The sequence below is a fragment of the Pseudomonas baetica genome (assembly GCF_051216495.1).
Lineage (GTDB): Bacteria > Pseudomonadota > Gammaproteobacteria > Pseudomonadales > Pseudomonadaceae > Aquipseudomonas > Aquipseudomonas baetica_B.
Map to the genome: position 1 here is coordinate 14,739 of NZ_JBPKAM010000032.1, position 12,724 is coordinate 27,462.

12 protein-coding genes are annotated in these 12,724 nt (G+C 59.1%); 7 read left to right on the forward strand and 5 right to left on the reverse strand.

The genetic code is table 11. The annotated features are described in order from the left end of the window. Positions 1-203 precede the first annotated feature (203 nt). Positions 204-2,573: a tetratricopeptide repeat protein gene (locus tag ACSFE6_RS13690; protein ID WP_435428109.1), complete on the forward strand. Its 2,370-nt coding sequence runs from the start codon at positions 204-206 to the stop codon at positions 2,571-2,573. Positions 2,574-2,696: 123 nt separating this feature from the next. Here the strand turns inward: ACSFE6_RS13690 and ACSFE6_RS13695 are convergent, their stop codons facing one another. Both ACSFE6_RS13695 and ACSFE6_RS13700 read right to left on the reverse strand, forming a co-directional pair. Beyond that, positions 2,697-3,176, reverse strand: coding sequence for a DUF934 domain-containing protein (locus tag ACSFE6_RS13695; RefSeq protein WP_435428110.1), 480 nt, complete (start codon positions 3,174-3,176; stop codon positions 2,697-2,699). Beyond that, a complete protein-coding gene (locus ACSFE6_RS13700) occupies positions 3,173-4,846 on the reverse strand; it encodes a nitrite/sulfite reductase (RefSeq protein ID WP_435428111.1) in 1,674 nt (557 codons plus the stop codon). Before ACSFE6_RS13700 ends, ACSFE6_RS13695 begins: the two co-directional genes overlap by 4 nt. Positions 4,847-5,177: 331 nt before the next feature. Here ACSFE6_RS13700 and ccoN point away from each other — a divergent pair, with 331 nt between their 5' ends. Then, positions 5,178-6,605: a cytochrome-c oxidase, cbb3-type subunit I gene (gene ccoN, locus ACSFE6_RS13705; protein ID WP_435428112.1), complete on the forward strand. Its 1,428-nt coding sequence runs from the start codon at positions 5,178-5,180 to the stop codon at positions 6,603-6,605. Next, positions 6,605-6,826 (forward strand): cbb3-type cytochrome c oxidase subunit 3, encoded by a 222-nt coding sequence (locus ACSFE6_RS13710; protein ID WP_435428113.1) that lies wholly within the window; start codon positions 6,605-6,607, stop codon positions 6,824-6,826. Before ccoN ends, ACSFE6_RS13710 begins: the two co-directional genes overlap by 1 nt. A 25-nt stretch (positions 6,827-6,851) precedes the next feature. On the opposite strand, the gene ACSFE6_RS13715 is transcribed toward ACSFE6_RS13710, so the two are convergent. The 3 genes from ACSFE6_RS13715 to ACSFE6_RS13725 form a co-directional block, all read right to left on the reverse strand. Beyond that, positions 6,852-7,367, reverse strand: a complete 516-nt coding sequence (locus tag ACSFE6_RS13715; RefSeq protein ID WP_435428114.1) for a GNAT family N-acetyltransferase — start codon at positions 7,365-7,367, stop codon at positions 6,852-6,854. A 173-nt stretch (positions 7,368-7,540) separates the two neighbouring features. Next, positions 7,541-8,521 (reverse strand): LysR family transcriptional regulator, encoded by a 981-nt coding sequence (locus ACSFE6_RS13720; protein ID WP_435428115.1) that lies wholly within the window; start codon positions 8,519-8,521, stop codon positions 7,541-7,543. A gap of 73 nt (positions 8,522-8,594) precedes the next feature. Next, a complete protein-coding gene (locus ACSFE6_RS13725) occupies positions 8,595-9,035 on the reverse strand; it encodes a carboxymuconolactone decarboxylase family protein (RefSeq protein ID WP_435428116.1) in 441 nt (146 codons plus the stop codon). Between the two features lie 209 nt (positions 9,036-9,244). On the opposite strand from ACSFE6_RS13725, the gene ACSFE6_RS13730 reads away from it, so the two are divergent. From ACSFE6_RS13730 to ACSFE6_RS13745, 4 genes are all read left to right on the forward strand, one after another. Continuing rightward, complete coding sequence (locus ACSFE6_RS13730) at positions 9,245-10,678, forward strand: PLP-dependent aminotransferase family protein (protein ID WP_435428117.1); 1,434 nt, start codon at positions 9,245-9,247, stop codon at positions 10,676-10,678. A gap of 124 nt (positions 10,679-10,802) precedes the next feature. Beyond that, positions 10,803-11,096, forward strand: a complete 294-nt coding sequence (locus tag ACSFE6_RS13735) for an antibiotic biosynthesis monooxygenase family protein (protein WP_435428118.1) — start codon at positions 10,803-10,805, stop codon at positions 11,094-11,096. A 217-nt stretch (positions 11,097-11,313) separates the two neighbouring features. After that, entirely contained in the window at positions 11,314-11,733 is a 420-nt protein-coding gene (locus ACSFE6_RS13740; protein WP_435428119.1) for a cupin domain-containing protein, read from the forward strand. 227 nt (positions 11,734-11,960) lie between these two features. After that, complete coding sequence (locus tag ACSFE6_RS13745) at positions 11,961-12,671, forward strand: ATPase (protein ID WP_435428120.1); 711 nt, start codon at positions 11,961-11,963, stop codon at positions 12,669-12,671. Positions 12,672-12,724: the final 53 nt, after the last annotated feature.

A 12,724-nucleotide genomic window follows, 5' to 3' on the forward strand; every position in this document is an offset into this window, starting at 1 on the left:
GTTGTCTGTCAGACCGTTTTCGCGAGCAGGCTCGCTCCCACAGTGGATCTACGGTGCAACAAAAATCCCTGTGGGAGCGAGCCTGCTCGCGAAGAGGCCTGAACCTCACATCATCCATTTGACAGATGCCGTTCATCCGGCAAAGCTGCATCGAGCATGAACGCGCGCCTCACGGCAAATGCACCTGGACTACGGAAGTCGCAATGCCGAAAGATAAAAACAAAGCAGTAAACCCAAAGCCTGATTCGCAACCGACCCTGATCAACCGTTACCTGTTTCCCGCCACCATCGGCATCCTGCTTTTGGCTGTCGCCGGTATCGGCTGGTTTCTGTTCAGCAGCCAGCCCGCTCCAGTGGCCTACACACCCGTCAACGCGCCTGTCGCTCAAGTCGCCAAGTCGCAACCTGTGGCCCCACCGCCTGAAACAGCACCGGCGAAGATGGTCGACGAGCAACAATGCCAGGGCTGTCACAGCGCCCAGGTCAAGGACTGGCAAGGTTCCCATCACCAATTGGCCATGCAGGCCGCCAGCGCCGAAACCATGCTCGGCGACTTCAACAACGTCACCTTCAAGGCGGAAAACGAAACCACCCGTTTCTCGCGCAAGGGCGACGAATTCTGGGTCAACACCCCCGGTATCGACGGCAAGAACGCCGACTTCAAGGTCGCCTATACCTTTGGCATCGAACCGTTGCAGCAATACCTGATCGAGGTGGGCGACGGGCGCTTGCAAGCCCTGGGCGTGGCCTGGGATACCGAGAAACACCGCTGGTTTCATCTGTATCCGGGCCAGGGTGTGACCTTCAAGGATCCGCTGCACTGGAGCAAACCGAGCCAGAACGCCAACTTCATGTGCGTCGAGTGCCACACCACCGGCTACAAGCGCAATTTCGATGCAGCGAAAAACACCTTCGACAGCCAGTGGAACAGCCTGGGGGTCGGTTGTCAGGCCTGCCACGGCCCGGCCTCCAACCACCTGGAATGGACGGCGAAAAAGACCGACCTGATCCATGCCGGTTTTGCCGTCGATCTCAAGGACAAGAACGCCACCGTCGAGATCGAAACCTGTGCCCGTTGCCACTCGCGCCGCGCGCCGCTGGGCGATGGCTTCACCGTCGGCAAACGCTTGATGGACGATTACCTGCCGAGCACCCTGACCCGCGAGTTGTACGCCCTGGACGGCAAGATCAAGGATGAAGTGTTCGAACACGGCTCCTTCGCCCAGAGCAAAATGTTCGACAAGGGTGTGCGTTGCAGCAATTGCCACAACCCCCACAGCACCGAACTCAAGGCACCGGGCAACGGTGTCTGCCTGCAATGCCACAACACCGCGGGCAAAACGACGGTGGAAGGTGTCGATGGCAAAGGCTTGCAAGCGAAGAACTACGACGCCATCGAACACACCCGCCACACCATGGGCCAACCCGGCTCGCAGTGCGTGGATTGCCACATGCCCGGCAAGTTCTACATGGGCAACGACTTCCGTCACGACCACAGCTTCAGCATCCCCAACCCCGAGCGAGCGGCAAAACTCGGCACACCGGACGCCTGCCTGACCTGTCACCAGGGCAAGGCCGGCGACAAGGTCACCGAACAGTTCAAGTTGTGGAACACCGCCAATGCCGGCACCCCACAAGCGCCACGCTATGACGACAGCCTGTGGCTGATCCGCAACGGCCAGCCTGGCGCAGCACAGGCCCTGTTCGAGCAACTGCAGCGCAGCAACCTGCCGGCGATTCAACGGGCGACCCTGCTCAACGAGTTGCCGTCGTACCCGAGCGAGCAAGCGCTGAAGCTGGCGAGTAAGGACCTGGGCAACCCGGCACCTCAAGTGCGTGAAAGTGCCGTGCACGCGGTCAGCGCATTCCTGCCGCCAGCGGAGCGCGCATCACTGTTGACGCCGTTACTGAACGACCCGGTGAAGGCTGTGCGTATTGCGGCGGCGCGGGACCTGTTGAGCTCGCGTAACGACCTGGGCACCGCTCAGGACAGCTGGAACAGCGCCATCACCGAATACGAAGCCGTGCAAAAGAGCCTGGCCGAACGAGCCGAGGCCAACCTCAACCTGGCCATGCTCTATCAGGCCAGTGGCCGCAGTGGCGAGGTGGAGGAACTGCTGCGCACCGCGATCCAGCGTGATCCCGACTTCTACCCGGCGCTGGTGACCCTGGTGCAATGGCAGGAGGCCAATGGTCGCGGCCAGGAAGCCCAGACGCTTCTCGCCCAAGGCCTGAAACAACACCCGGGCGCCGCACTGCTGCAACACACTCAAGGTCTGTCGCTGGTGCGCGCCGGCAAATCCAAGGAAGCCATGCCGTTCCTGCGCAAAGCCGCGCAGCTGGAACCACAGACCGCACAATACGGTTATGTATTGGCAGTGGCATTGCATGACAGCGGTCAGGTCGATGCGGCGTGTGAAGAGTTGGAACGGTTGTTGAAGGTGCAACCCACCAACCGCGATGCGCGTCTGGCGCTGATTCAGTACTACCTCAACAACGGGCAAGAACCCAAGGCCCAGGTGCTGCTGCAGGGCTGGAAGAAGATGAACATGGGGGATCCGGCGTTGAAATGATCGGGGGTTAGATCCTCTGTGGGAGCGAGCCTGCTCGCGATAGCGGTGTGTCAGTCACATCGATGTTGAATGTGCTGCCGCCTTCGCGAGCAGGCTCGCTCCCACAGGTCAGGTAGGTAAATGTCACCGTCGCCGAAACAGTGGTCGCGGTTCAATCACCGACCGCCCGTACAACACACTCATCCCCGCCAACCCTTTCAGGGCATCCTCGGCAGATTTGTCCTCGCGCACCGCAAAACTGTCGAAACCGCATTGGCGCATATGGCTGAGTTGATCACGCAGCACATCGCCGATGGCGCGAAGCTCCCCGGTCCAGCCCAATCGAGTGCGCAACAGATAAGCCTGGCTGTAGGCGCGGCCATCGCGAAAGCTTGGAAAATCCAGCGCAATCAAGGGCAGCTGGGCGAACCACGGTTCGAGGCTTTCCACATCTTCGTCCGGCCCCAACCAGACACCCTGTTGCTGGGGTTTGTCCAGCCACCTGGCCAGCGGCAGAATCAATGCCCCTGTTGGCAGTGGCGCCTCCACGTCCCTGATCAACGTCCACGAATCTTCAGCGTCAAATCGCGCCACGCCCTCCTCCAATCGCAACAGGTTGTTCACGCCGACACCTCCAGCGCTATCGGGTAAACCGTCTCCTTGAACGGCTCCAGGCCGATGCGATGGAAGGTGTCGATGAACAGTTCTTCGCTTTCGCGGTAACGCACGAAGGTCTCGACGATGCGCTCGATGACACTGGGCACTTCGGCAGCGCTGAAGGACGGGCCGATGACTTTGCCCAACGCGCTGTTTTTCCCTTGGGCGCCGCCGAGGGTGATCTGGTACCACTCGCTGCCGTTCTTATCGACCCCGAGGATGCCGATATTGCCGATATGGTGGTGACCGCAAGCGTTCATGCAGCCGGAGATGTTGAGGCTGATATCGCCGAGGTCATGCAAGTAGTCGAGGTCGTCAAAACGGGCCTGAATCGCTTGCGCGATGGGGATCGACTTGGCGTTGGCCAGCGCACAGAAATCGCCACCGGGGCAGGCAATGATGTCCGTGAGCAAACCGACATTGGCGCTGCCCAGATTGTGTTCGCAAGCCAGGCGCCATAGCGCGAACAGGTCGGCTTTGGGCACGTCTGGCAGGACAATGTTTTGTTCATGGGCGATGCGGATTTCACCGAAGCCAAAATGCTCGGACCACTCGGCCACCGCCTCCATTTGCGTGTCCGTGACATCGCCAGGTGGCGCAGCAACACCGGGTTTGGTCGACAGCACCACGCAGGCGTAGCCCGGTACTTTATGCGGCTGCACGTTACGCAGCACCCAGCGAGCGAACGCAGGGTTCTCTGCCAGGTGCGTACCGTAATCGAGGTTGGTGTCCGCCAGAACGCGGTATGAAGGCGCGACGAAGGCACTGGCGACGCGCTCGAATTCATCGAGGGTCAGTTGCGCCGGGCCGTCCTTGAGGTATTGCCACTCCTCCTCCACTTCCCGGGCGAAGGCGTCGATACCCAGGGCCTTGACCAGAATCTTGATCCGCGCCTTGTACTTGTTGTCGCGACGACCATGGCGGTTATACACCCGCAACACCGCCTCGACGTAGGACAGCAGGTGCTGCCACGGCAGGCCTTCACGGATCTGCAAACCGAGGATCGGCGTACGCCCCAGACCGCCGCCGACAATCACCCGCAGCAGCATTTGCCCGTCGCTGCCGGGGTAAAGATAGAGGCCGATGTCATGCATCATGATCGCTGCCCGGTCCTGCTCGGCCGAGCAGATGGCGATCTTGAACTTGCGCGGCAGAAACAGGAACTCCGGATTAAAGGTCGACCATTGCCGCAGGATCTCGGCCAAGGGTCGCGGGTCGATCATTTCATCTGCCGCTACACCGGCGAAGGCTTCGGTGGTGATATTGCGCACGCAGTTGCCGGAGGTTTGGATCGCATGCATTTCCACCTGAGCCAAGCGTTCGAGGATTTCCGGCACCTGGGCCAGTTCGACCCAGTTGAACTGCATGTTCTGCCGGGTGGTGAAGTGGCCGTAGCCGCGATCGTAGTCCCGGGCGATGCTCGCCAGCGTGCGCAGCTGCCGGGCATTGAGGGTGCCGTAGGGAATGGCCACGCGCAGCATGTAGGCGTGCTTTTGCATGTACAGGCCATTTTGCAGGCGCAACGGCAGGAACTCTTCCTCGCTCAGCTCACCGGCCATGAAGCGTTCGACCTGATCGCGAAACTGCGCAACCCGCTCGAACACCAGCGCCCGGTCATAGTCGTCGTACTGATACATCTGGCTACCTCATCAGGATTGGGCACAGATCCCTGTAGGAGCGAGCCTGCTCGCGATGAAGCCATGGGCGACGCGTTCATCCAGGAAGTTCGCGTTTTCGTTGACGTCCATCGCGAGCAGAGCTCGCTCCTACAGAGATTGCCGCGACTATGAGCTTTCGACGCAGTACGTTACAGATTCACATTAACGATAAAAAACCATATCAGAGCACAGCGCATAGTTCTGGGCGCCCTATGCATCTGATCCGCATAAATGAACTTTTACTGAGCCTGTTTCGAGCGTGCCGGTGTTTTTACAGTTGCCCGACTTTGCAACCGTGGAAGCATTGACCATGAACACAACAACCAACGGACAGGCCTATAACTACAAGGTCGTCCGCCAATTCGTCGTGGCGACCGTGATCTGGGGCGTCGTGGGGATGGCGATGGGCGTGTGGATCGCCTCGCAACTGGTGTGGCCCGAAATGAACCTCAACCTGCCGTGGACCAGTTTCGGCCGCCTGCGTCCGCTGCACACCAGCCTGGTGATTTTCGGCTTCGCCGGCAGCGCGCAATTCGCCGCCAGTTATTACGCGGTGCAGCGTACCTGTCAGGTGCGACTGTTCTCGGACAAACTCGCTGCGTTCACCTTCTGGGGCTGGCAGTCAGTGATCGTGATCATGCTGATCAGCCTGCCGCTGGGCTATACCACCACCAAGGAATACGCCGAGATCGAATTCTCCGGCGCCGTGTGGATGACCGTGGTCTGGGTGGCTTACGCCATCGTGTTCTTCGCCACCGTGGTGCAGCGCAAGACCAAACACATCTACGTCGGCAACTGGTTCTTCGGTGCGTTCATTGTCGTCATCGCGATGTTGCACGTGGTCAACCACCTGTCGATTCCCGTGAGCTGGTTCAAATCCTATCCGGTGTATTCCGGGGCCACCGACGCCATGGTCCAGTGGTGGTACGGGCACAACGCCGTGGGCTTTTTCCTGACCACGGGTTTTCTGGGGATGATGTATTACTTCGTGCCCAAGCAGGTGAACCGGCCGGTGTATTCCTATCGTTTGTCGATCGTGCATTTCTGGGCGCTGATCACCTTGTACATCTGGGCCGGTCCCCATCACCTGCACTACACCGCGCTGCCGGACTGGGCGCAGTCGTTGGGCATGGCGATGTCCTTGATCCTCCTCGCGCCAAGCTGGGGCGGGATGATCAACGGCATGATGACGCTCTCGGGTGCCTGGCATAAGCTGCGCACCGACCCGATCCTGCGCTTTTTGGTGCTGTCATTGGCCTTCTACGGGATGTCGACCTTCGAAGGCCCGATGATGGCGATCAAAACCGTCAACGCCCTCTCCCACTACACCGACTGGACCATCGGCCACGTACACGCCGGTGCCCTGGGCTGGGTGGCGATGATCACCTTCGGCGCGACCTATCACATGGTGCCCAAAGTCTTCGGCCGTGAACGGATGCACAGCACGCCGCTGATCAACCTGCACTTCTGGCTGGCAACCATCGGCACCGTGCTGTACATCGCCTCGATGTGGGTCAACGGCATCACCCAGGGCCTGATGTGGCGCGCGATCAACGACGACGGCACGCTGACCTACTCCTTCGTCGAAGCGTTGCAGGCCAGCCATCCGGGATTCCTCGTGCGTTTTGCCGGAGGCGTTTTGTTCCTCACGGGCATGCTGGTGATGGCGTACAACGTTTGGTGGACGGTGCGGGTGTCCGACCTGAAAATGGCCGAGTACGAGGCGCAGATAGCCTGATGATCGAAATCGCATTGAATGTTCTGGGCGCGGTGAGTCTTTGGCTGGCGGTTGAATACTGCTTGAAATGCCAGACGGCTAAAAGTCTTGAAGAGGCCAGCCTGATTCCGTTTGCCGATGATCCTGAAGTGGCGCGGCGGGTTGAGGAGGCGACTGGGAAAACCATTAATGCGGTGGCACCGCAAGCGCCCAATCCGGGTTGGGGCAACCTGAAAATCTGAAGCACCGCTTTCCTCCTGTGGGTAATCAATTAGCCATGGAATGCAGACGCGCCATGCTCAAGACATCGACCCACTGCCCTTCACGCAGCCCGTAGTCGCGCAACAAGCCTTCGGATTCGAAACCGAACTTGCGATACAGGCCGATAGCGGCTTCGTTATCGGCATACACGGTCAGTTCGACGCGGCGCAGGTTCATCCAGTTGTCGGCGATATCAAGTGCCGCGGCCAGTAGCTTCGAACCGACGCCCTTGCCCTGCCATGCCCGCGCAACCCCCATGCCGAAGCTGCCGGCATGGCTGCGGCGGATGCGAGAAAACTGTTCCAGGCTGATATTGCCGATGACGGCGCCTTGATGCAGCGCCACCAGTTGCACGACCCGCTCGTCGTACGTAGCCAGGCGTTTACGCCAGATCTCGGAGGACAGAAACGGCATTTGCAGTGTCTGACGCATGACGACCGGTTCGTGGTAAAGCGCGGTAATGCCTTCGATGTGGGATTCGTTGAGGCGTTCGAGGGTGATGACGGGTTCGGCGGCGGGCATGGGTGATTCATCCTTGAGGCGAGCATGACCGGTTACTCTACAACGCATCCCTCGAGCCTGGCGAGGCTCCCTGTGGGAGCGAGCCTGCTCGCGAAGGCTGAGTGTCAGTCGACATCTTGATTGACTGATCTGCCGCTTTCGCGAGCAGGCTCGCTCCCACAGATGGATAGGCGTCAACCCTCGAACCACGCCCGCCGCTCGTGGAAGGTGTTCTCGATCAGCTCCACCATCATCTGTACTTGCGACTCGCCCCGGGACTCGGCGTTCACCGCTATCCACACCTGACGCTGCATCGGCTGCGCGAACAGATCCGGCAATCCGATCAACCCACGGTCGAATCGGCTCATGTAACCGGGTAGCAAGCCAATGCACGCGCTGCAACGGATCATCTCCTGCATCAGCTCATAGGCATGCAACTGCACGACCCCAGCCAGACGCTGGTCCACCACATCATGCCATGGCCGCAAACTGTCGACCTGCCGATCATGCTGCCATTGCACGAGCAGAAAATCGGCGAGATCTTCGAGGTTGTCAGGACGCGAAGCGACCCGTGAATAGCGCTTGGCGATGTGCGGCAGATAATCGATCCGCGCCAGCCGTCGTGGCTCGTTGATGGCGAAACTCGGGCCGGGCAACGGCGAATCAGGTGCCGCCAGCCACACCACCACATCGGCACTGACCGCTTGCAGGGACAATTCGCTGTCGAGGGTGATGATGTCCAGGCGCACACCGGCATTGCGCCGCAACAGCGCCACCAGATCGCGACCCAGGATGTCGTGCAGGATCGGCTCGGCAATGGCCACGCGCACCAGCGGTTGCTCGATCACTGGCAGGTCACGTTCGTGGGCCAGTGCAATCAACTGCGACTGCAATTGCAACCCGTCGCGACTGAGGGCGACGCCGTTGTCCGAAGGGCTGAACAACAAACACTGCAACTGCGTTTCAAGCTGCGCCAATTGCTTGCGCAACAGTGTCGCCTTGATATTGAGCCGGCGAGCCGCCTGCATGAAGCAGCCACAACGGGCGCTGACGCTGAAGCACTGCGCCAGCACCGGATCGATCTGCGCTGCGCGGATGCGCCAGGACGTAGTTTTATCCAGGGGCGCGCGGTACTCGGCAAGGCGTTGCTGGCCGGTGGTTTCCATGAATGACATCGATGACTCCCTGTCGATCTATCACTGGGAGTCTCATCCTGCGCATCGTTCATGAAGCGGATGTGACAGTCGATCAGGTACTGGGGCTTTGCCGAAAACTCACGGCCAGGCGATTCCAGCTGTTGATGGTGGTGACGGCCATGGTCAGGTCCACCAACTCCTCCTCGCTGAATTGCCCCCTCGCCTCTTCATAAACGTCATCCGGCACATGATTGTCCGCCAGCCGTGTCACCGCCTCGGTCCAGGCCAGGGCGGCGCGCTCGCGCGGGTTGAAGAAGTTGCTGTCGCGCCAGACCACGATGGAATACAGGCGCCGGTCCGTCTCGCCGAGGCGCCGGGCATCCACCGAATGCATGTCGGTGCAGAATGCGCAGCCGTTGAGCTGCGACGCGCGGATCTTGACCAGGTGCAGCAGCGCCGGCTCGATGCTCAAACTGCTGGTCAGGGCCTCCATGGCGATCATCGCTTTCATCGCCTTGGGTGAAGCGCTGTAGTAATCCAATCGAGGACTCATGGTGGACCTATCGAATCAGGTGAATGATCAAAGCTTGGCACAGGTGTCGGTTGATGCCAGATCCAATTCTTTTATTTCCGGGCAGACCAGTGCCCACTAGTCCAATTCGGCGTTTTTTCCGCAGGCAACTTCTTCCCTGTTGGCGAATCCGGGTAATCTTGCGCCACGCACACAGCGAACAAGATCATCCGCCGCAGGAGCCTGCCGGTATGGAATTACATGTTGTCATTAACGGCCGAAAGGATCTGGCGGGCCAGCTGTATAAACAACTGCGCAGCGCCATCGAATCAGGCCGTCTGGCAGCTGGGACGCAACTCCCACCCAGCCGTTTGCTGGCTGAACAGTTGGGCATTTCACGCAAGACCATTTCCGATACCTACGCTCAACTGACCTACGAAAACTTCCTCACCGGGGTGATCGGCAAAGGCACCTACGTCAACGCCCGGGCCTCGAAAGTCGAGCGCAAGCAGAACCCTTCCGAATTGGCCGGTTTCGAGGTGATCGAATCCTGGCGCAACCTGCCGGTGTTCCTGCGCCATCCGACACTGGAAGGCTCGCTGCGTTATGACTTCATCGGCGGCGCCACCAGCAAGGGCCAGTTTCCCCAGGACGATTGGCGGCGCTGCACCTCCCACGCCTTGCGCCAGATCGCTGCGTCAAAAGGTTTTTACAGCCAGGCCGAAGGTCTTCCGGCGCTACGCAATGCCATCGCGCGGCACATCGCATTCTCCCGTGGCGTCAATTGCCAGGATGAAGACGTGGTGGTGTGCAACGGTGCCCAACAGGCTCTGGATCTGATTTCCCGCGTGATCACCCGCCCCGGCAGCATCGTGGCCATGGAAGACCCCGGTTATCCGCCGGCACGCCTGCTGTTCGGCACCCACGGTGCCACGGTGATCGGCGTGCCGGTGGATGCCGAGGGCATCCAGGTGGACAAGATCCCAGTCGGCACGCGACTGATTTATGTCACCCCTTCGCACCAGTTCCCACTGGGCATGCCCATGAGCCAGGAACGACGCGTGGCGCTGTTGGCCAAGGCTCATGAGCTGGGGGCCATCATCATCGAAGACGACTACGACAGCGAATTCCGCTACGAGGGCCGACCGACGGATTCGCTGCAAAGCATGGATGAGCGCGGGATCGTCGCCTACGTCGGGACCTTTTCGAAGACGCTGTTGCCGGAGCTGCGCCTGGGTTACGCGATCCTGCCGCCCGCGATCCTTGAGGCAGTGGTGCGCGCCAAGCAGCTCACCGACCTGCACACCTCCACCCTGCCCCAGTGGGCGTTGGCCAAGTTCATCGCTGAAGGCTGCCTGCTCAAGCACATTCGACGCTGCCATACGATTTATGCCGGCAGACGCGAGCGGATCCTGGCGCGCATGGCCGGTGATCTTTCGCCATGGCTTGAGGCCGTGCCGACCCGGGCCGGTTTCCACATGGTGGTCCTGTGCAAAGTACCGATCGACGTGGCGCTGGTGATTGAATTGGCCAAAAAGGTCGAAGTCGGGCTTTACGCCATCGACAGCTTTTTCTATCAACAAGCCCCGAAATCAGGGTTTTTCCTCGGTTTCGGCGCCATTGAAACCCTGGACATCGACATCGCCCTCGATCGCCTTCGAGACATTCTGCAACAAGTAACCTGACGAATTGGACTGCGGCTTTATCCGGCGATTGGCTATTGGTGGTCCGGGTGTGCAGGCCTATCCTGCATAGGCGTTATCCCTCAATGAGCAGGATTCGTCCGGCCTGATTCAGGAGTGTGAGCCAATGTCCTACAAAGTGATCAATACCGTTAAGGTGCAGGCCGTCGCCGGCCGCTCGGAAGACCTGGGTAAGCAACTGCAAAAGATTGTCGACACCCTGCGCGAAACACCGGGCTGTGACTCCTATATGGTCGACCGCTGCCCTGAGGACAGTAATCGCTGGACCGTCAGTGCCCACTGGCAATCGGAAGCGGCCATGCAAGCGCATTTCAACAGCCCCGAGGTTCAAGGCTTCATCGACCTGATCGATTGCCAACTGGCCAACGCCGTCGACTTCAACAGTTTTCCGATCCGCTAACCCCCTCCTGTAGGAGCGAGCTCGCTCGCGATGGTCGTCAACGTTTACGCGTGTTATCTGGATAACCGCGGTGATATTGACGCCATCGCGAGCGAGCTCGCTCCTACAGTTTTAAAGCCAATTGGTCCCCTGACCTTCCCGCATATTGGCTGTTTGATTGCCCCTCCTCGCGCACTAGATTGGTTCCTGACCACTCATCCACCGCAGGTAATGAACCATGAACGTATTGCGCCTCTGTGCCGCTCCCCTTGTTGCCCTGACCCTGAGCGTTTCCGCGTCGGCATTCGCCCATGAAGCTGGCGATCCTTCGGAAAAGGTCACGGTATTGCAGGATCAAATGCTGAAAAACGTCCCGGGCAAAAAAGCCCTGATGATCGAAGTCGACTACAAGCCCGGCCAATCGTCCATAGCCCACAAGCACGATGGCACCGCCATGGCCTACGTTCTGGAGGGTTCCATCACTTCTCAGGTGAAAGGCGAGAAAGAAGTGACCTACAAGGCGGGCGAATACTGGTATGAAGCGGCGGGATCCGAGCATCTGGTCTCGAAAAACGCCAGCGCCACCCAGCCGGCAAAGTTGCTGGTATTCATGGTGTTGTCCCCCGACGAAAAAGTGCTGATCCCATTGAAAAACTGATCGCTAAACGAGTAACCATAAATAAAAAGGCCCAAAGTATCGTTTCGGGCCTTTTTATTTCTCCGGGCAATTAACCGAACTTACTTACACCAAACAAAACTAGTGGCTACCCGACAAGTCGAGATATTGGCTATTTCATTCATTCGCTTCGGGTTTAGTCTGATGTCACCACCGGCCACTGCCGGCAAGCTAACTTCCGACTGATGTTGTTTCACTGGAGAAACACCATGAAACTTGCACTTGTCAGTACGTTGACCCTGACGACTTTATTAACCGGTTGTTCAATACCCACGGCACCTTCCGCCGTTTCACCGCTGGACGGCATCTTCAGCGAAACCGTGGGTCGCAGCAATGCAACTCGCATTCCCAATGGACCTGACGTGACCCTGGGGGTGGTGTATAGCCGCAATACCCAGACCAACCGCGCCTATCTACAGGATTACCAGGCCAATGCCGGCACCGGTTTCGGCCAAAGCCTGCTGGTGCAGTCGATTCATGATGCCTATGTCGCCACGTCCAACCCTGACATGGCCGTGGATGGCGTGAAGGCCTCCCTTCAACGGCGGTTCGGTTCGGTCACCGTGTACCCGGACATGCAAAGCCTCAAGGCTGCCAAACCGGACGTTGTCGCGGTAGTCGACAGCCGCAGTCAACTCATGACCTCGCGCAGTTCGGACATTGAAGCGGATGTCAATGCGCACTTTTATGATCGCAATCTCAATTACATCGGTTCCGCACAAGGCCGGGATGCTAAAGCGCTCAGCCCGGTCTGGGCGGACTACAAACGCAGCGAAGAGATTGTTGCCGACATTAACGAACAGCAGAATGTACAAGTAAGGGCACTGCAGAAGTTTGACCAGTCGCTCAATAATTTATTGACCAGCCCGACAGATAAAGTATCGATGATTGATAGTAAAACGGGCATGAAGTTGTATTGAACGCAATGGCCCCTTCGCGAGCGGGCTCGCTCCCACAGTTGTTATGTGCAATG

What these genes read in the sequence shown, in the direction of transcription:
- ACSFE6_RS13735 (WP_435428118.1), top strand. Translation starts at nt 10,803, where the DNA reads ATGTCCTACAAAGTGATCAATACCGTTAAGGTGCAGGCCGTCGCCGGC.
- ACSFE6_RS13730 (WP_435428117.1), top strand. Translation starts at nt 9,245, where the DNA reads ATGGAATTACATGTTGTCATTAACGGCCGAAAGGATCTGGCGGGCCAG.
- ACSFE6_RS13690 (WP_435428109.1), top strand. Translation starts at nt 204, where the DNA reads ATGCCGAAAGATAAAAACAAAGCAGTAAACCCAAAGCCTGATTCGCAA.
- ACSFE6_RS13720 (WP_435428115.1), bottom strand. Translation starts at nt 8,521, where the DNA reads ATGTCATTCATGGAAACCACCGGCCAGCAACGCCTTGCCGAGTACCGC.
- ccoN (WP_435428112.1), top strand. Translation starts at nt 5,178, where the DNA reads ATGAACACAACAACCAACGGACAGGCCTATAACTACAAGGTCGTCCGC.
- ACSFE6_RS13715 (WP_435428114.1), bottom strand. Translation starts at nt 7,367, where the DNA reads ATGCCCGCCGCCGAACCCGTCATCACCCTCGAACGCCTCAACGAATCC.
- ACSFE6_RS13710 (WP_435428113.1), top strand. Translation starts at nt 6,605, where the DNA reads ATGATCGAAATCGCATTGAATGTTCTGGGCGCGGTGAGTCTTTGGCTG.
- ACSFE6_RS13740 (WP_435428119.1), top strand. Translation starts at nt 11,314, where the DNA reads ATGAACGTATTGCGCCTCTGTGCCGCTCCCCTTGTTGCCCTGACCCTG.
- ACSFE6_RS13745 (WP_435428120.1), top strand. Translation starts at nt 11,961, where the DNA reads ATGAAACTTGCACTTGTCAGTACGTTGACCCTGACGACTTTATTAACC.
- ACSFE6_RS13700 (WP_435428111.1), bottom strand. Translation starts at nt 4,846, where the DNA reads ATGTATCAGTACGACGACTATGACCGGGCGCTGGTGTTCGAGCGGGTT.
- ACSFE6_RS13725 (WP_435428116.1), bottom strand. Translation starts at nt 9,035, where the DNA reads ATGAGTCCTCGATTGGATTACTACAGCGCTTCACCCAAGGCGATGAAA.